Source organism: Ezakiella peruensis, assembly GCF_900215725.1.
GTDB lineage: Bacteria > Bacillota > Clostridia > Tissierellales > Peptoniphilaceae > Ezakiella > Ezakiella peruensis.
Genome location: NZ_LT962471.1, coordinates 28,933 through 46,417, shown reverse-complemented (window position 1 = coordinate 46,417; position 17,485 = coordinate 28,933). Strand labels below are relative to the sequence as shown.

Sequence of the window (17,485 nt, the reverse complement as noted above, 5' to 3'; positions counted from 1 at the left end):
CTTTTATATTTTGCAAGTTAAGAGCCAGGGACCTTAGAAATGTAAATGCAAATATAAATTGCAAATGAGAAGGCACAGACTTTGAAAATGCAAATGCAAAAATATTTTACAAATGCCTAGCTGCGAATTTTGAAAATGCAAGAGCAAAAATAAATTACAAATGACTGGCTGTGAAAAAGTAAATAGAGGAAGGATTTTAAATAAAAGTAAGATCCACTATGTGAAAACTCCGCTCTTGGTCCCCTCCAGGGCGGAGTTTTTATTTGCAAACTACTATATATAGTCCATTAATTTTTGTTAGTCATACTATTCATAATTATTTGCAAGAAATTTCGTCGTAAAAATAATAATATGTAAGGGACTATTGACAGGGGGGCTTTTATGTGATAAAATATTGTATGGTCACATGTGTAGTGACAAAGGTCTTCGAGTTTTATTCGAAGCCAGCTGTCTACATAGTGCCTTTTGATCATATGCATTTTTAATAATGTATTTGTTCTTCCTCAAACAAACAAAAGAGGCCCCGTTATGGGGCTTTTTTGTTTGGGGAAATGCGTTTCAAATTAAAAATATCTCATGCATACAAGATGCAATCGATATTTTTCGGGCCACATAAAGTCGCCCCTACAACGTTCTGAATAATATCCGCATTAAAAATATATTCAGACTTTATATCGCTCTGCGGTGTAGCGTCCATCCTTTATGGTGGACATTCCGAAACCGATGCCGAGTTCATCCCGGTTGAGGTTTCGAGATTTGCACAAGACAAAACATTTTCCCCCTTTATAAATTGCATTTAACCTTAAAATTTGGTAAAATAAGAGAAAGAGAATTTATTATAGGAGGAGCTTATGTACTTTTATGAAAATCTTTCAGATGATTTGATTAGGATTGGTGTAAATGACAGACGGATTTCGCGTTTTGAAAATATGTATCCAATTCCAAATGGAATCAGCTATAACTCATATTTGATTAAGGGTAAGACTAATACACTTTTTGATACTGTAGACCCTTGCTTTATCGAACAATTTATGGAAAATCTGGAAGGGGCTTTGGCCGGTGAAGATTTGGATTATTTGGTCATCACCCACATGGAACCCGACCACTCAACTGCTGTTTCAATTGTTATGCAAAAATATCCAAATTGCAAGATCATTGGAAACGCCAAGACCTTCCAATTTTTAGACCAATTTTTCCACGTGGCCGACAATGATAATCGCATTGTGGTCAAGGACGGCGAAGATCTGGACATCGGTACCAGGACTCTTACCTTTAAGTTTGCTCCAATGGTCCACTGGCCAGAGGTTATGTTTGTTCAAACTTCAGAAGGCGAACTCTTTACAGCTGATGCTTTTGGCGTATTCGGCGCAATTGAAGGCCATGTTACAAGTGACCTGACAGATATGAATGAAGAATTTTTCTCAGAAGCCAGACGCTATTATATAAATATTGTTGGTAAGTTTGGCAGGAATACTGCTAACATTTTAAAGAAGATTGACCTGGCTGAAGTCAAGATGATTTTACCACTTCACGGTCCAGTCCACCGCGACGGCGAAAAGATAAAGGCTTTTGTCGACAAATACCAAAAGTGGGCAGCCTATGAACCAGAAGAAAATGGCGTTTGCATAGTTTGCGCAACCATGTACGGCAACACAATGCTTGCAGCTGAAGCCCTTGCTCATTATCTGAGCCTAGAAGGGGTCAAGAATATCAAGGTCTACGACGTAAGCAATACTGATTTTTCATACATTATTTCAGAAGCCCACAGGCTTTCAAATCTGGTAATCACGCCTATCAACTACAACACAGTCCTCTATCCAAAGATGGATGCATTCCTCAGGGATCTTGTGATGACAGGCTACAGCGGACACAACTACTCCACAATCGTTAACGGTTCATGGGGCGGCAGGTCCGAAGCTATGGCTGATGAAATTTTAGAAAAGTCCAAGATGACAAAGGTTGGCAATCCAGTTGTCCTAACCTCAGCTGCATCCAAAGAAAATATGGAAGAACTTAAGGCCTTGGCCAAGGAAATTAAAGCTTCTTTTAAATAAGGCTTGCAAAATTGATGTCCTTGTAGTATAATATGACAGTACCCAATGGGGACTGTTAGCTCAGTTGGTTAGAGCGCTACGTTGACATCGTAGAGGTCACAAGTTCGACTCTTGTACAGTCCACCATTTTTTTGTGCAATAAATTATAAAACAAAAGAGGTAACATGAATATTAACGAAATTTTTGAGATGTATTTTAACTCTCTGGTAAAAATAAAATACAATACATTTTCCTTAGGCGGCCTGGACAAGGACCTGACAAGCGAATTCGTAGGGATTTTGGACAGGGCGATCTTGGAATCTTTTAAGATTGCAAGGACTGAGGGCTATGACCTGGTCTTTGACCTAAGCAAGATAGATAGCTACTCTGACTATCCATATACAGTCACTAAGCCCCAGTCACGGGAGGAATTTGTGGGAGAAATAATGGCTATGACAGACCATATATTGAGCCACTTGAAGGAGCTCATGACCCAGCTTAATAAGACTGCAGATCTTTTTGTGGTCAGTGCCTTAAATGATATAGCCATGCAATTTTATAATTTCAAATTGAATTTATAAGGAGGAACAATGAAAAATATAAAAAAACTACTAGTAATTTTGGCTCTTGCTTTGTCACTTATGACAGCTTGCTCCAAAAAACCTGCAGATAAAACTGAAGAGCCCAAGGCTCCAGTAGAAAATGCAGAAACAACAGAAAAAACAGAAGAAAAAGATCAGCCAGCTGAAGAAGCAAAACCTGCTATCGAAGCTGACGAATTGAAATTTGCCATGCGCGATTCAACTTTGAATCTCTACTCTTTTGACGATTGGCAAAAATATATTAGGCTGGACGAATTTTCAGAATTTCTAGCCCCATCTATCCACAGGTTTTCCATCAAGGCCAATGACAAGAACAAACGCATTGCCATGAAGGAAGGCGAGTTCAACCACAACAAAAAGTCCGTTTCCAAACTGGACCTCAGCCAAGTGGAATTTGATGAATACGAACTCCGTTTGGATAAAGAGTCCAAGAATTACAAGGTTGGTTTCTTAAAAGGCTTTTACTTCTTAGAAGTTAACGACGCCATGGAATTTTTTGACTTCAAGCTCGAAGGCGATGGCAAGGATGAAGTCGTCTTTGCTGTGCCTGATAAAAAACAAATGGAAGCTGCCAACAACCGCGACTACGATTGGTACGAAGACCAAGCCCACACAGGCGAATACAATGAAGGTAACTGCGGACCAACATCCATGGGTATGGTTTTAAAATGGTTGGATCCAAATTCCACAGCCACAGGTGAATCCTGCAGAAACGAAGTTCCAAACGACGGCCAATGGTGGAGCACAAATATTGTTGAAGATTATTTCAAGGCTCACGACGTCCACTACGACGACGTATTCTACAAATATCCAGAACTCATTACAGATGAAATCGACAAGGGCAACATCGTTTATGTTTGCGCCATCATGAAGGAAATCAAGGAAAACACCAAGCCTGAATCCAACAATTTTGGCAGGTTCTACGGCTTTGACGGTGGTCACTTCTTCCTCATCAAGGGCTACAAGGTCATAAACGGCGAACTCTATTTTGAAGTTTACGATCCAAATGGTTGGGATAAATATTATCCAGACACCAACGAACCAATGGGTAAGGACAGATTGTATGCGGCTCGCGAAGTTGACCAAGCTATCAAAAACTGGTATATGACAGTTTTCTCAATCTACCCAGCCGGAAAATAAAATATATAAGCTATATAATAAGAAAGATCCAGGTTTTTGGCCTGGATTTTTTGTGTTGACAATTATTTTTTTTATACATATAATGCAAGTAGGAAAAGAGCCTAGACTGGCTGTGGATTTGGCCAAGAGATTTGCGGCCGACAAAAGTTATAAATTTTTTTGAAAAAATAAAAAAATATTTTTCTCATTTCATATTCATTTCATAAATCTATTGTATCATAGGTTTTGTTGGGAGGAGATATGGTCTCTGACCGATAATTAATTTAAATTTGAAAGAGAAAAAATATTAGGAGGAAAAATTTATGAGAAATAATATTTTAAAAATGATAAGTGTTTTACTTATACTTACTTTGGCCTTTGGAGCTGTGGCATGCAATAAGGCTGACAAGGCAAAAAACAATGACATGCCAATGATCGAAGACGGCAAGGGCCTAGAAGAGGGCACAGAATCAGTGAGCGCTGAAGAAGCTGGTATGACTGACCCAACAAAGGACACTCCATCAGCAACTTTTAAACCAGCTGATTACACAATTGGGGCCAAGGACGAATACGTTTATGAGTTTATGGGCCTAAAGTTTAAGCTGACAGATGAATTCAAAAAGGCCATGGTAAACAAGGAAGTTGCCATGCTGGACGACCAAAGTCCTCTTGACCAAGATTTAAAATACGCCATGCTAACTTTTGATCGTTTGACTGAAGAGCAAAGAAATGCAGAAGTTCCTCAAATGGGCGACGGCTTTATGAATTGGATTCAAAGCCTAGAAAGACTGGGAACCATTTCAATGTTTAAAAAAGGCACCAGCCAAGAAGAAATTTCCAAGATTACCAAGGCTGATAAACATGAATTGATCGGCACAAGCAAGGATGGCGAATATGAATACTACCTATCTACAAATGAAAAGACAGACGACGAAATTTTGAAGGAATTTAAGAATACAAATGTAGAAGTGATCGACAAAAAAGACCGTCCTGAAAATGGTTTTGTCCTAGCAGAAAAAACAGACCTCCAAGGCGACCAAATTTTGGATAATAGCTCTGCAAAAGATTTAAAAAATCTAAAGACCAAGGACATTAACGGCAAGGACTTTGACATCGAAGACTTTGGCGACTATGAACTCACAATGGTAAATGTTTTTGCAACCTGGTGCACAGCTTGCGTTAAGGAAATTCCTGACCTAGAAAAGGTTTATAAAGAAATGAAGGACAAGGGCGTAAACATCGTTGGCGTTGTAACAGACACAGTTGACGATAGGGGAGAAAATGCAGAAGCCATTGAAAAATCAAAATTAATTCAAGAAAAGACCAAGGCTTCTTATCCATTCTTGATGCCAGACAAGACCAATTTCAACGGCAGATTAAACGGCATCCAAGCCCTACCTGAAACATTCTTTGTCGACAAGGAAGGCAATATCGTTGGCGAAACTTACTCAGGTTCCAGAACTGCTGAAGGCTGGAAGAAAGTTATCGAAGACGAGCTAGCAAAGATTAGGAACAAATAAGGACATAATAATGAAAGAAAAGATTTTAAACAGCCGGGCCCTACCCTGGGCCTTGGTCGTTTTGTCCGCAGCCATGATTTTTTACGGCACACAAAACGGCGAGGTCAGGGTGGTCCTTGAAAAGGCTATCAGGATTTGCATGGAGTGTATAGGAATTGGCTAGATTTATGAATATATTTAAAGTTAGCAAGGCCAAGTTTTATTTGGCCATGGATTGGGTCAGGCACTTCTTCCAAGCTTCATGGTTTTTACTTACAAACTCTTACTTCCAGGGTTTCAAGACAGGGAAGATTTACGGGGGAGAATGGAAGAAGCTTTGCGTGCCAGGCATGAACTGCTATTCCTGCCCAGGTGCCAAGGGCTCTTGTCCTATAGGCGCCCTTCAAGCGGTTTTGGGAAACTCAAATTACAAGTTTTCTTTTTACGTAGTAGGCTTTATATTTTTTATAGGGGCTTTAATCGGCCGCTTTGTGTGCGGATATCTGTGTCCCTTTGGATTGGTCCAAGACCTCTTGCACAAGATTCCATTTTTTAAGAAGATCGATACTTTTAAGTTCGACAAGCATTTTAGAAAACTCAAGTATTTTATACTGGCGATTTTTGTAATAATCCTACCAATGTTTGTGGTGGATATTTTGGGCCAAGGGTCCCCATTTTTCTGTAAGCTAATTTGCCCAGTGGGTATGCTTGAAGGCGGGATTCCTCTGGTACTTTTAAACAAGACCATGAGAGGGGCCATTGGATTTTTGTACTATTGGAAGGGACTCATTTTAGCCCTTACAATCTTGTTATCAATTATAATCTACAGGCCATTTTGCAAGTACATCTGCCCACTTGGTGCTCTGTATTCGATTTTTAATTCGATTTCAGTTTTTCGTTACAGATTAGACCACCACAAGTGCATCAATTGTGGCCGCTGTAAGAAAGTTTGCCAGATGAATATAGATCCAGTTCAAAATTGCAATCATTTGGAATGTATTAGGTGTGGCCGTTGCAAAAACGCATGCCCGGTGGATGCAATATCCTTTGGGAGATAAATTTGTGGTTAAAATTGCGACTTTTTGCAGTGTTCGACTTTTTCGTCACTGCGGCGTAGGACTCACTACGCCTCATTCCTAAAAAGTCTCAAGCTACAAAAATTCATCAATTTTTCCTCACAAATTAGAACAATTAAAAGTAGAGAGAAAATAAAAGATAGCCCTCATCGATTTATCCTCCTAAATTTCGGTGCTTAAAGGATGAAGAGTGGGGAAAAATTTACGACGAATGCTCATGCCCACAAGGGGCAATCACATTCGCCGAATGTCTGGGATAAACCAGACGCTACATGGCTACATGAATAACCGTAGAATATTTATTATAAAAAACGCGAAGCGTTGTAGGGCGATCCTGAAATGGTCGCCAAGGAATTGACCGATTGGCTATCATATCTCGTGTCAGAGAATTAAAAAGGAGATTTTATGCGAGTGTTAATTGTTGAAGACGACACAGTCATTAGAGAAGGGATAAGTGAATACCTCAAGGCTTTTAATTACCAAACCGTGGAAGCAAAGGACGGCAGGGAGGCCTTGGAGAAATTTGATTCTGATATAAAACTAATAATTTTGGATATACAAATCCCTTATATAAATGGCCTGGAGGTTTTGAGGAGGGTCAGAGAAAAAAGCGACTTACCAGTTTTGATTTTGACCGCTTTTTCTGACGAAGAATACAAGATTGACGCCTTTACAAACCTGGCCGATGGCTATATCGAAAAACCCTTTTCCCTGCCTGTTTTAAAGGCTCGGGTAGATTCCCTTATCAAAAAGCACTACGGGCAAAGGGAGACTTTTAAGTACAAGGATACCGAGGTCGACTTCACCTCTTACACCGCAAGGATCAACGGCGAAGACGTAAATGCCAACCCCAAGGAGCTGGAGATTTTAAAATACTTACTCGAAAACGAGGGCCGGGTCCTCACTCGTATGCAGATAATTGACGCCGTGTGGAAAGAATCCGACGAAATCCCCTACGACCGGGTAATTGACGTTTATATAAAAGAAATTAGAAAGAAACTCGATTTAGATTGCATATCCACAGTTAGAAATGTGGGCTACAAGTTGGAGAGAAAATGAAAAACTTAAAAATATTTCCAAAAATGTTCATACAAATATTTTCTGTCCTGGCCTTGGTAGTCCTCTTGGTCCACTTTCTGGTGTTTTTAATTTTCCCAAAAACCTATTTGGAAAAACGTAAAAATGAAGTGCGGACCATTGCTGACCAGATGGCTGAGAGTTTATATGACAAGGACATGGCCGAGGTCGAGGAAATTATCGACCTCTACTCCAGGTCAAGCGAGGTCAAGGCCCATATAATAGAGGCAATGGCGGACGACGCAATCAAGATCGAAGGCAATGTAATTATCGACATGAACTCGGACACCAACTCCCTCATTATCGAAGAGAGGGGGATAAAATTGGACGACGGGGAGGAGGTCTTCCTCCAATTTGTTTCCACGGCCGATGTTAAAAAAGAGGCCAAGGACCTGAGCCTAAAATTTTTGCCATATACATTGCTACTGTCATTTTTATTATCAGTTGTCGTTTCTCTTGTTTACGCCAAGGTCATAAAGAATAACGTAACTGAAATAAAAAACGTGACCGATAAGATGATGGCCCTGGACAAGGAGGCCATATTAGAAGTCGACACAAGGGATGAAATTGGCGACTTAAAGGAACAAATCAACGACTTATACACAACTCTTTTAAAGTCAATTGACGACTTGGAAATAAAAAATAAGGAAATTATTAAATTAGAAAGACTCAAGTACGACTTTCTAAAGGGATCTTCTCATGAGCTTAAAACCCCTCTAGCTAGCATGAAGATTATCCTGGAGAATATGAAGTACAATATCGGCAAGTACAAGGATAGGGATACCTATATCGATGAATGTATTGATATAGTCGACGGACTGACTGCAAATGTTACGCAGATTTTGTCCGTCTCCTCCTTGGAAAATTTGAAAAACGACGAGGAAGTCGTAATTGTTAACGACGTCCTGGCAGACATTTTGAAAAAATATTCTGTCATGGCCAGTCAAAAGAATATAAAAATTACAAAGGACTTAGCAGACGAAAAAATTTATATAGGAAAGACCGCTTTAAAAATTATTTTATCGAATTTACTTTCAAATGCTGTTAAATATACCGACGAAAATGGTATCATAAGTATAGGGGCAAGGGAAAACTGGTTCTACATCGAAAACTCCGCTTCAAATCTGGAGGCCTTGGATGTGGACAAGATTTTTGATATTAACTTTGACCTCAATAAGGAAAACAGCAATGGCCTGGGACTTTACATTGTAAAAAACTTACTTGACAATTACAAAATCGACTACCAGGTTAAGAAGGAAGACGGGAATTTTATCTTTATGATAAAGCTAACCTAAGATAAATTTTAAGGAGGACTTATGTATATTTTAGAATTATACCAAGACGGATACAGCACAGACCTAGCCGCATTTGAAAGTTTGGAAGAAGGCAGAGAATTTATTTCGCAGCTGGACGCTTACGCAAGCGAAGAGGAAGACGGATTTACCTATGAATATTTAAAATGGGATCTGGTTCCAGATTATATGGAAATCGAACACAAGGGCCACATAATCCCCCTTACTCGCTTTATGTTTACAGATGGGGACAGGGTGGATATTTATTGGAAGGAAATTCCAAATCTCTCCGTCAAGGGAGACGGCATGGTCCCATCAGCCACTCGTGTTGACGCCTACGCAATCAACAATGAAGAAGTCAAAGAGTATATAGAAGCCAGGGAAGAAAATTATAAAAAGACAAAAAAAGCCCTGGAAGAAAAAGGCTACGAAGTGGAAAGGTCCTTCCTGGGATCGGAAGACGGCGAGGCGATTTTGTATAGGAAAAAGGGAGATGAGGAGTGGCACTTTTTAACCCACATGGACCCAGGATTTGGGGAGAGCTTGGATGAAGTTTTAGGAGAAATTTGTGGTTAAAATTGCGACATTCTCGTGAAAAAATATACGACGAATGCTCATGCCCACAAGGGGCAATCACATTCGCCGAATGTCCACAATAAAGTGGACGCTACATGGCTACATGAATATCCGTAGAATATTTAAAAAATACGCGAAGCGTTGTAGAGGCCGATTTATTTCGGCCATTTTTTATTTTTCTACGGATATGTATAAGAACGTAGGTAGCGGCCATCCTTTTGAACAGCCTCTTGTCAAGTAGACACAACAATTAATTAAAAACATATCTTTAAACTGCATGCTCTCTGTACTCCAACGGAGCCATGCAGTTTAATCTTTTCTGGAACCTCTCGTTGTTGTAAAACTCAATGTAATTCATAATTCTTTCTTTTAATTCTTCTAAAGAATTAAACTCTTTACCATAAAACATCTCTGCCTTTAATGTACCAAAAAACCCTTCCATTGGTCCGTTATCTATACATTTACCTACCCTTGACATACTATGCTTCATCCCTTGACCTTCCACTTTNTTTTCTTTGTATTTTACATACCATGAGGCGACAGTTGTATCTCCTGCATTTATTTCCTTGGCTATTTCTCTAAATGATTTGTTTCCTTTTTCATATTCTCTACATGCTTGTATTTTTGTTTCTAAGTCAAATTTAATTTTCCCCATTTTTTCTCCTTTTATGGGTTTTTAATTAATTAGACTGTCTACTTTGCATGTATCATACCACCTTTATGGTGGCCATTTCGGACCCGATACCGGGTGCATCCCGGTTGAGGGGATCGAGGGAAATGTATTCTAAAAATCTCGTCATTATATTTTTCCTTTCAATTGGGTATAATAAAAATAGATAAGCTAAGGGGGCTTGGATTTTATATTCAGGCTTAGAGAATTTTTTTAAAGGAGAATATTATGAGTGATTTAAAACGTTTTGATGCAATTAAATTTCAAGGGGAACCTATGACTTTGGTTGGACCTGAAGTAAAGGTTGGAGACAAGGCTACAGATTTTACAGCTGTTAAGAGCGACATGAGCGAATTTAAATTGTCAGACTTGGAAGGCAAGAGGGTTGTAATTAGTGTTGTGCCATCAATTGACACACCTGTTTGCGAAGAGCAAACCAAGACCTTCAACAAGGAAGCATCTGAATTAAAAGACCTTGTTATTTTAACCATCAGCTGCGATTTACCATTTGCCCAATCCAGATTTTGCGCTGCAAAGGGAATTGACAATCTAATTATGCTTTCAGATTACAAGGACCACGACTTTGGAACCAAGTACGGATTTTTGATCGAAGAACTTGGACTCTTGGCCAGGGGCGTTGTGATAATCGACAAGGAAGGCTGTGTTGAATATGTGGAATACGTTCCAGAAGCAACCAATTTGCCAGATTTCGACAAGGCTATGGAAGTTTTGAAAAAATAATTGTGATTGAAAAATATTCAAAAGCTATTAAAACAAAATAATACAGGTTGAATTTATAATTTTAACCTGTATAAATAAAAAGTAGGGAAGTATGATATGCACCCACAAACCCGGACAAAATAACCGCGTTTACTATACGGCTTGTAACCTGTACTCAACAGGTGACAGGCCGTTTAATTTTGTCTTTATTCTCTTGTTGTACCAGTTAATATATTCTCTAATAGCAACTTCTAATTCCTCAATAGTCTTGTAGTCTTTGGTGTAGTCCATGTCCTCCTCCTTTTGTGTCCAATTTTTGGGGAACAGGACACTTAAAATTCTTGGACAATCGATGAATTTTACAGATATTACAAATTAAAGTAATTTTCTGTTAGTTATTTAAGTTTTATTTAGCTTATGATATAATGTATCGTAAGAAGGAGGTTTGAAATGCGTATTGGAATCTTAAGTGACACCCACGGGTCTTACGATGAATTTATGAAGGCGATAAAAAAGATGGGTCAGGTGGATTGCTACATTCACTTGGGCGACGTGCTCTACCACGGTCCCAGAAATGATTTGCCAGTTAAATACGACCCCAAGCGTTTGGCTGAACAGATTAAAAATATGGACAACATTTATTTTGTCAAAGGCAATTGCGATTCTGAGGCCGACGAAATGATCACGGGGAAAAACATCCACGAAAACTATCTGATTAAAGACTTTGGCGATGTTAGGATTTTTGCAACTCACGGTCACAGGGAATCTGAGGAAGATCGGATCCAAATGGCCGAGGCCAAGTTTTGCGATTTTTTAATCACTGGTCACACCCACATCAAGGTCAACCTTAAGACGGACACCGTTCACATTTTAAACCCCGGATCTACTACCATCCCAAAAGACGGCACTCACTCGTGTATGGTTGTTGACGGGTACGACATAGAAACCTACGAATGGTGAGTAATTTGTGGTTAAAATTGCGACTTTTTGCAGAAAATATATACGACGAATGCTCATGCCCACAAGGGGTAATCCCATTCGCCGAATGTCTGGAATAAACCAGACGCTACATGGCTACAAATATATCCATAGAATATTTACGAGAAAAAATCCAACGATGCTCGAGTGGTGAATCTTACGGCCCTCATCAAAATTTCCTCACAAATTTAGAGAGGGATAAAATTAAAATGATTTTTCAGAACGTTGTAGGGGCGACTTTATGTAGCCCGCAAAAGTCTAGCCCTAAAAGACAAAAATTCATCAATTTTCCCTTGCAATTTGTATGTAGATTAGTAGAGAGGATTTAAGATTAAGAAATTAAAAGGCAGGGCAACCTGTCTTTTTCTTTGCAAGCTTTGCAATCGCTTTGTCTGCCATTCTCCTTGAGCCTTTGTCCTCAATCGTTTTTCCCTTAGGTCTAACGATTGAACAAGAGGTTGCGTGAGTCCTGCATACCAATCGACGGCGTACTTGCGGACTTGTCTCTTGGGCAGGGCTGCAAGGTAGACGCTACATTAGCGATTGCAAATATTTATAGAAAAGCTCTTCATTGATAATTTGGCTCAAAAATGGTAAAATATAGATACTTATGGGAAAAAAATATTTAATTGGAATTATTTTAATAACGCTGGTTCTCCTCTTGGTGGGAATTTTTTATGCGGACGGAGTAAGCTCACTTAAGCTCGCCATTCAAAACCTGGAGCCACGCTATGTATTTTTAATATTGGGACTCATGTTTGCCTATTGGCTTAGCCAGGCTATAATTATCATGCAGCTGGCCCACAACCAAGGCCAAGCCATGAGCCTTTACGCAGCCTTCAAGACCTACATGATAGGCGAATTTTTTTCTGCCGTCACGCCATTTTCGTCTGGCGGCCAACCCATGCAGGTCTTTTATATGAGTGGAATTGGAATTCCAACTGGCGTTTCCACATCGATTTTAGGAGTCCAACTCTTCTTTTACACTCTTGCCAGGCTGCTAATCACCTTTGCCCTTAGCATCTACCACGGAGATTTTTTCTACGCCCGTGGCTATGTCTTTACCTACATGCTGGTCCTTGGCCTAATAGTTGGTGTTGCCATGGTTGTTTTTATGGTCCTTGCCGCCTACAAACCAAAACTTGTCAAAAAAATCGTCCTGGGCTTTTATAAATTTTTGCTAAAAATAAAAATCCTAAAACCCAAAGACGAATTTGTCGAAAAAATCGAAGGGGAAATTGAAAATTTCAACCTAGGCCTGCAAACTTTTAGAGGTCAAAGCCTAGTATTTTATATAATGATGATTGTGGAGAATGTCATCGGCTATTTGGTATTTTATGCAATCACCTATTATATATTCGTATCCTACGGGGTCAGGCCGCCAAGCGTATCGCTCACCTTTGCCATATGCGCAGCAGTCCAAATCTCCAGCGGCTACATCCCAATCCCAGGGGCCAGTCTGGGAGCCGAAGGCATGTTCTATCTCATGTTTTCATCCATCCTGCCCGATGGAGCGCCAATATTTTTGGTCCTCTTAACCTGGAGACTCACCACCTACTATGTAAAAATTCTCCTCACTTTCCCCTTTACCATTAAACTAAAAGATGAAAAGCAGTTGAAAAATAATAAATTATAGTGTATAATAATAACATCCGTGAGGATAGTTTATATTTAAAAATGAGGTGACTATGGAAATTACAAGTGTAAATGTCAGACTTATGGAAAACACAGGCAAGCTCAAAGCTGTATGCAAGGTTGTGATGGACGACGAACTCGCTATCCACGAACTCAAAATCATCGAAGGCATCCACGGCCTATTTATAGCCATGCCATCCAGACAAGTCAAAGACGAATACTTTGATATAGTCCACCCCGTTACCAATACCATGCGCAAGAAAATGGAAGAAGCCATCTTCAAGGCCTACGAAGCCGAACTTGCACGCGTGGATTAAGGGGCATTGGCGCAGCTGGGAGCGCGTTAGACTGGCAGTCTAAAAGTCAGGGGTTCGATCCCCCTATGCTCCACCAAGATTTAAGGAAGTCGAAAGACTTCCTTTTTTATTTGTATTTTTATTTGATTACCAATCAAGAAAAATCCAGCGAAGCTTTGTAATGGCTGACTTAATGTCAGCTATTTTTTGTTTTTCTGCTTGTCTATTTGAACAAAAAAAGACCTTAGTACTGTGCTAGGGTCTTTTTGCCTTTAGAGAAAATATTTTTTTGACTTTTTAATTTTTCTCGCTCATTAAATGACCTATAAATTGACCGATTGCTGAAATAGAGCCGTATACTAATGTATAAATGGCTACGCTTTCGTTGTAAAAGATAAATATGCTTGGGATAAATACCAGCATAACAAAAATTGAAAATAGCCAATCAAAGGAATTTCTTTTTCCATATATCAAGGATATTGTAAAACAAATTACTGGAATTCCAATGAGCACGATTAATATGCTGCTTGAGGTATATATAGTAAGCAAGGGTAAGATATAAAATGCAAAAATTATTATAAGCCAATAGCCTAGCATTTTTTTGATTTTTTCCATATTAACATCTCCATCCTTTTACATAATTTTTTAAAAAATATGGCCGGGATTAACCACGGCCTCTACAAACGCTACGCGTTATTTTTTGTTATTAAGTTCTTTTCCTTTTTTCTTAATATAATTTGCTAGGAAATTTCGATGAGGGCTGTAAGATTCTCAACACCTTTTTTGCCTCTGGGGCGGGACTTATCGGTCCACATAAAGTGGACCCTACAACGTTCTTAAGAATATCCGTTGATTAAATTGGTTTTTCAATTCGCTCGTCTTATATCCCTATCTGAATTTGTGAGGAAAAACGGATGAGATTCGCGATGTGCAGAAATTTTGCGAATGATACTTTTTAGTGAACGGATATATTTGTAGTCATGTAGCGTCCACTTTATTGTGGACATGGGGTGTTCCCAAAAAGTTGGACAAATAATTTGTTCATCTAAAAGAATGCTTTCTACTTGCTAACTAAATTTTTGAATGCGATTGTCAAGGGTTGCGAAGCAACTTGCATAGCCCTTGACATAAAGCTTATTCAAAAATTTATCATATAGCAAGAAAGCTTCTTTATGCTCTTTCTTTTTCTTCGTAATACTTGGCCCTTTTTTCATTTGGACTAAGGTGTTTCTTTTGTTTGAGTCCATAAAGGCATCTGGTCCGTATTCGTTGTATGTTTGGATCCAACCTTGAAGGGTTGTTTTGGGTATGTTGTTAATTTTTACAAATTTTCTAAGTGATAGTTTTGAGTTTAGATATTCTTCTACTTTTTTCTTTTTGTAGTCTTTGGTGTAGTCCATGTTCTCCTCCTTTTGTGTCCAATTTTCGGGGAACAGGACAGACATTCGACGAATGGGATTGCCCCTTGTGGGCATGAGCATTCGTCGTATATTTTTTCGCGAGAATATCGCCGTTTTAACCTCAAATTTTAGTCTTCGAATTGAATGGTTCCATTATCCATAGATTTTATCTTCGCCAAACTTGTCACCTCATAGCCCATCTTGCGGATTTCATCTCCGCCTCCTTGGAAGGATTTTTCGATGACTATTGCTATGCCTTTGATTTCACCGCCGGCTTTATTTACCATGTTAATGAGGGCCTTGAGGGCGTTACCCTTGGCCAAAAAGTCGTCTATGATTAGGATTTTATCGTCGGGCGTGAGCATTTTCTTGGCCACGACTATATTTTTATCTTGTTTTTCTGTGTAGGAATTTACTTTTTCAATGTAGACCTCTTCGGGGAGGTTTACATGGATATTTTTCTTGGAAAAGATTACGGGCACGTGCAGGTATTGGGCTGCAATTGTTGCAATGGCGATTCCTGATGATTCTATTGTCAGGATTTTATTGATGCCCTTGTTTTTAAATAAGTGATTTAGTTCCAGGCCAATTTCGTTAATAAATTCTACGTCCAGCCTGTGGTTTAAAAAATTATCGACACGCAAGATGTTTCCGTCTTCTACTATGCCTTCGTTTAATATTTTTTCTTTTAACAATTCCATTCTCTCACCACCTTATGATGTATTTTACAATAGCTCCACATAAATTGCAAGTTGTTTCATATTATTTTTCTATTTTTATATTTTTTCTTTTTTATTGGCCTGCCCAGGGCTTTTTTATTGAATATTGGGGTCGCTTGTGATAAAATAAATGTGGAGGATTAGAAGACTTATGAATCTTTTTAAGATAGATAATTTTAATAGGACTAAGCAGGATTTGGGCATTAAAGATGAGTTTTTCGTCTACCCAGTTGGTGGGTCCTTGGAGAAAGAGGATTTCAAGATTAGCCTTGCCCGTTTTGACATTAAAGAGGAGGGCCAGGCTTTTGAAAAGTTTCCTGGCAGGAAGAGTTTTTTGGTGCCTATTGATAAAAATTTTCCGATAAATTACAAGGGGTCCAAGATGCTTATCAAGGCCAAGACTACTTTTAGGTTCAAGGCTGATGAAGACGTCGTGGCCTTGGATGAGGGTCGAGTTTTTTCCATGCTAGCATCCGAAGATTTCCAGGCCAAGATGGAAGTTTTGAAGTTTTTTGACAAGCTTATTGTGGAAGATATTTTTGTTGGCAATAAAATTTTATTTGTTTATTCTTTGGCTGATAATTTGCAATTAAAATGCGGCAATAAGGAAGTGGACCTTGAAAAGGATGATCTTATTATTATGATCCCAGATGGTAAATACAATTTTGAGCTGAGCCCAAGGTTTACAAATGCTTCCGATGATGAAGACGAATCTACGCCTGAGAGTGCAATTATTTTTGGCAAGGTGCTTTTATGAAGCTAAGTCGGCTAATATTTTTTGCCTTGGCCATGTTTATTTTGATAACTGCCGTGTTTTTGTATATAAACAGCGACTATGTTGTGTCCATGTACGAGATGAGAAAAAATCGCAAGGCCGAGGAAAGTCGGGCCAAGTACATTGAATCTCCGCGCAAGGACTACTGCTATGTGGTGGATGGAAAGATTTTTATCTTGGACGGCACTCACATGTCGGCCATGGATTTTGATGGCAATCTGATGTATGAGCGGGTTTTGACCGCTGATAATGCCAAGATGATGGGGGCCGGCGACTATATATTTTTTGTAGACGACGAGTCCAAGACCATGGATATTATCGATAGCGAGAACCATTTGATTATGGAGTCTGAACCAATCAATAACATAAATGGCCTAAGAGAAATTGGCGACAAGATCGTTTTGTATTCAGACGATGGCCTCAATTTTGAAACCAGGGTTTTTGATGACAATTTAGATCCTTATTTGAGCTTTTTGTCCAAGGATGCGTCCATCGACTTGGTTCCGACCAAGGACGGCTTCAAGGTCTTGAGTTTGAGGCGGACTGAAAACGGTCTGAGCTCACTATTTTCCAAGGTCAATACAAAAAAAGAGATCACCAGTCTTTTTGAACTGTCTGGCTACGTGCCCCTCAGGCTTTTTGAAGCCTCGGGCGGCGACATACTGGTCACTGATAAGGAGGTTATCCTTATCAAAAATGGTGAGGTTGACGCCAGGCGGACTTACGAAGACTTTTATGGTATGGAAAAGATAAATAAAAATTATATTTTAATTGCAGATGGGGAGACTATTATCATGGATGATAGTCTAAACGCCATTAAAAAGGTCCCATCATCTGGCTTAGACCACATTTACAAGCTCGACAAGGAGGTTGTGATCTACGGTGGTCGCGAGTTTAAAGTGGTGGGCGACGATGGTCTAATCAGCTCTGTTGAAACGGAGCGGGATATAGAAAGAATTCATTACGACGGCAGGATTGTGGTCGAATTTAGAAATGGATTTTTAATTTATTAGGAGGT

At 39.3% G+C, this 17,485-nt stretch carries 20 protein-coding genes and 2 tRNA genes; 17 read left to right on the top strand and 5 right to left on the bottom strand.

The features are described 5' to 3' along the window. Window positions 1-851: 851 nt before the first annotated feature. From CUU59_RS07055 to CUU59_RS07010, 10 genes are all read left to right on the top strand, one after another. The gene (locus CUU59_RS07055; RefSeq protein ID WP_099951262.1) at window positions 852-2,054 is read left to right on the top strand and encodes an FprA family A-type flavoprotein; all 1,203 of its coding nucleotides are present in this window, start codon (window positions 852-854) and stop codon (window positions 2,052-2,054) included. 49 nt (window positions 2,055-2,103) lie between these two features. Next, window positions 2,104-2,180, top strand: a tRNA-Val gene (locus CUU59_RS07050). A gap of 38 nt (window positions 2,181-2,218) precedes the next feature. Next, the gene (locus CUU59_RS07045) at window positions 2,219-2,614 is read left to right on the top strand and encodes a hypothetical protein (protein ID WP_099951261.1); all 396 of its coding nucleotides are present in this window, start codon (window positions 2,219-2,221) and stop codon (window positions 2,612-2,614) included. 9 nt (window positions 2,615-2,623) lie between these two features. Continuing rightward, the gene (locus tag CUU59_RS07040; RefSeq protein ID WP_099951260.1) at window positions 2,624-3,775 is read left to right on the top strand and encodes a C39 family peptidase; all 1,152 of its coding nucleotides are present in this window, start codon (window positions 2,624-2,626) and stop codon (window positions 3,773-3,775) included. A gap of 302 nt (window positions 3,776-4,077) precedes the next feature. Further along, a complete protein-coding gene (locus CUU59_RS07035) occupies window positions 4,078-5,274 on the top strand; it encodes a TlpA family protein disulfide reductase (protein WP_099951259.1) in 1,197 nt (398 codons plus the stop codon). 10 nt (window positions 5,275-5,284) lie between these two features. Further along, on the top strand, window positions 5,285-5,437 hold the full coding sequence (locus CUU59_RS08190; protein WP_099951258.1) for a CD1871A family CXXC motif-containing protein: 153 nt from the start codon (window positions 5,285-5,287) through the stop codon (window positions 5,435-5,437). A 4-nt stretch (window positions 5,438-5,441) separates the two neighbouring features. Next, window positions 5,442-6,311, top strand: coding sequence for a 4Fe-4S binding protein (locus CUU59_RS07025; RefSeq protein ID WP_099951350.1), 870 nt, complete (start codon window positions 5,442-5,444; stop codon window positions 6,309-6,311). A gap of 423 nt (window positions 6,312-6,734) precedes the next feature. Then, window positions 6,735-7,388, top strand: a complete 654-nt coding sequence (locus tag CUU59_RS07020; RefSeq protein WP_075574177.1) for a response regulator transcription factor — start codon at window positions 6,735-6,737, stop codon at window positions 7,386-7,388. Then, window positions 7,385-8,701 (top strand): sensor histidine kinase, encoded by a 1,317-nt coding sequence (locus CUU59_RS07015; RefSeq protein ID WP_099951257.1) that lies wholly within the window; start codon window positions 7,385-7,387, stop codon window positions 8,699-8,701. The genes CUU59_RS07020 and CUU59_RS07015 overlap by 4 nt, the downstream gene beginning before the upstream one ends. Before the next feature lie 21 nt (window positions 8,702-8,722). Then, on the top strand, window positions 8,723-9,274 hold the full coding sequence (locus CUU59_RS07010) for a hypothetical protein (protein WP_099951256.1): 552 nt from the start codon (window positions 8,723-8,725) through the stop codon (window positions 9,272-9,274). Window positions 9,275-9,542: 268 nt separating this feature from the next. Here the strand turns inward: CUU59_RS07010 and CUU59_RS08375 are convergent, their stop codons facing one another. After that, complete coding sequence (locus CUU59_RS08375; protein WP_099951255.1) at window positions 9,543-9,929, bottom strand: IS3 family transposase; 387 nt, start codon at window positions 9,927-9,929, stop codon at window positions 9,543-9,545. Window positions 9,930-10,172: 243 nt separating this feature from the next. Between CUU59_RS08375 and tpx the strand changes: the two genes are divergently transcribed. After that, on the top strand, window positions 10,173-10,685 hold the full coding sequence (gene tpx, locus CUU59_RS07000; RefSeq protein ID WP_099951254.1) for a thiol peroxidase: 513 nt from the start codon (window positions 10,173-10,175) through the stop codon (window positions 10,683-10,685). Between the two features lie 132 nt (window positions 10,686-10,817). Here the strand turns inward: tpx and CUU59_RS06995 are convergent, their stop codons facing one another. Then, on the bottom strand, window positions 10,818-10,991 hold the full coding sequence (locus CUU59_RS06995; protein ID WP_425432822.1) for an IS3 family transposase: 174 nt from the start codon (window positions 10,989-10,991) through the stop codon (window positions 10,818-10,820). 123 nt (window positions 10,992-11,114) lie between these two features. Between CUU59_RS06995 and yfcE the strand changes: the two genes are divergently transcribed. The 4 genes from yfcE (at window position 11,115) to CUU59_RS06975 (ending at window position 13,670) form a co-directional block, all read left to right on the top strand. After that, a complete protein-coding gene (gene yfcE / locus CUU59_RS06990; RefSeq protein ID WP_099951252.1) occupies window positions 11,115-11,624 on the top strand; it encodes a phosphodiesterase in 510 nt (169 codons plus the stop codon). Window positions 11,625-12,252: 628 nt separating this feature from the next. Then, window positions 12,253-13,278, top strand: coding sequence for a lysylphosphatidylglycerol synthase transmembrane domain-containing protein (locus tag CUU59_RS06985; RefSeq protein ID WP_099951251.1), 1,026 nt, complete (start codon window positions 12,253-12,255; stop codon window positions 13,276-13,278). A 52-nt stretch (window positions 13,279-13,330) separates the two neighbouring features. Beyond that, entirely contained in the window at window positions 13,331-13,594 is a 264-nt protein-coding gene (locus CUU59_RS06980) for a SpoVG family protein (RefSeq protein ID WP_099951250.1), read from the top strand. Next, window positions 13,595-13,670 (top strand) — tRNA-Ala (locus tag CUU59_RS06975). 200 nt (window positions 13,671-13,870) lie between these two features. Here CUU59_RS06975 and CUU59_RS06970 read toward each other — a convergent pair. The 3 genes from CUU59_RS06970 to CUU59_RS06960 form a co-directional block, all read right to left on the bottom strand. Further along, a complete protein-coding gene (locus CUU59_RS06970) occupies window positions 13,871-14,188 on the bottom strand; it encodes a hypothetical protein (RefSeq protein WP_099951249.1) in 318 nt (105 codons plus the stop codon). A gap of 452 nt (window positions 14,189-14,640) precedes the next feature. Continuing rightward, complete coding sequence (locus tag CUU59_RS06965) at window positions 14,641-14,973, bottom strand: helix-turn-helix domain-containing protein (RefSeq protein WP_099951248.1); 333 nt, start codon at window positions 14,971-14,973, stop codon at window positions 14,641-14,643. A 128-nt stretch (window positions 14,974-15,101) separates the two neighbouring features. Beyond that, a complete protein-coding gene (locus CUU59_RS06960; RefSeq protein WP_099951247.1) occupies window positions 15,102-15,674 on the bottom strand; it encodes a xanthine phosphoribosyltransferase in 573 nt (190 codons plus the stop codon). Between the two features lie 169 nt (window positions 15,675-15,843). Between CUU59_RS06960 and CUU59_RS06955 the strand changes: the two genes are divergently transcribed. Continuing rightward, window positions 15,844-16,449, top strand: coding sequence for a HutD family protein (locus tag CUU59_RS06955; protein ID WP_099951246.1), 606 nt, complete (start codon window positions 15,844-15,846; stop codon window positions 16,447-16,449). Next, window positions 16,446-17,480, top strand: coding sequence for a hypothetical protein (locus tag CUU59_RS06950; RefSeq protein WP_099951245.1), 1,035 nt, complete (start codon window positions 16,446-16,448; stop codon window positions 17,478-17,480). The genes CUU59_RS06955 and CUU59_RS06950 overlap by 4 nt, the downstream gene beginning before the upstream one ends. Window positions 17,481-17,485 lie beyond the last annotated feature (5 nt).

Coding starts and splice junctions, on each gene's coding strand:
- tpx (WP_099951254.1), top strand. CDS start 10,173: ATGAGTGATTTAAAACGTTTTGATGCAATTAAATTTCAAGGGGAACCT.
- CUU59_RS07040 (WP_099951260.1), top strand. CDS start 2,624: ATGAAAAATATAAAAAAACTACTAGTAATTTTGGCTCTTGCTTTGTCA.
- CUU59_RS06965 (WP_099951248.1), bottom strand. CDS start 14,973: ATGGACTACACCAAAGACTACAAAAAGAAAAAAGTAGAAGAATATCTA.
- CUU59_RS07055 (WP_099951262.1), top strand. CDS start 852: ATGTACTTTTATGAAAATCTTTCAGATGATTTGATTAGGATTGGTGTA.
- CUU59_RS07015 (WP_099951257.1), top strand. CDS start 7,385: ATGAAAAACTTAAAAATATTTCCAAAAATGTTCATACAAATATTTTCT.
- CUU59_RS07035 (WP_099951259.1), top strand. CDS start 4,078: ATGAGAAATAATATTTTAAAAATGATAAGTGTTTTACTTATACTTACT.
- CUU59_RS07045 (WP_099951261.1), top strand. CDS start 2,219: ATGAATATTAACGAAATTTTTGAGATGTATTTTAACTCTCTGGTAAAA.
- CUU59_RS06970 (WP_099951249.1), bottom strand. CDS start 14,188: ATGGAAAAAATCAAAAAAATGCTAGGCTATTGGCTTATAATAATTTTT.
- CUU59_RS07025 (WP_099951350.1), top strand. CDS start 5,442: ATGAATATATTTAAAGTTAGCAAGGCCAAGTTTTATTTGGCCATGGAT.
- CUU59_RS06950 (WP_099951245.1), top strand. CDS start 16,446: ATGAAGCTAAGTCGGCTAATATTTTTTGCCTTGGCCATGTTTATTTTG.
- CUU59_RS08190 (WP_099951258.1), top strand. CDS start 5,285: ATGAAAGAAAAGATTTTAAACAGCCGGGCCCTACCCTGGGCCTTGGTC.
- CUU59_RS06980 (WP_099951250.1), top strand. CDS start 13,331: ATGGAAATTACAAGTGTAAATGTCAGACTTATGGAAAACACAGGCAAG.
- yfcE (WP_099951252.1), top strand. CDS start 11,115: ATGCGTATTGGAATCTTAAGTGACACCCACGGGTCTTACGATGAATTT.
- CUU59_RS07020 (WP_075574177.1), top strand. CDS start 6,735: ATGCGAGTGTTAATTGTTGAAGACGACACAGTCATTAGAGAAGGGATA.
- CUU59_RS07010 (WP_099951256.1), top strand. CDS start 8,723: ATGTATATTTTAGAATTATACCAAGACGGATACAGCACAGACCTAGCC.
- CUU59_RS06985 (WP_099951251.1), top strand. CDS start 12,253: ATGGGAAAAAAATATTTAATTGGAATTATTTTAATAACGCTGGTTCTC.
- CUU59_RS06955 (WP_099951246.1), top strand. CDS start 15,844: ATGAATCTTTTTAAGATAGATAATTTTAATAGGACTAAGCAGGATTTG.
- CUU59_RS06960 (WP_099951247.1), bottom strand. CDS start 15,674: ATGGAATTGTTAAAAGAAAAAATATTAAACGAAGGCATAGTAGAAGAC.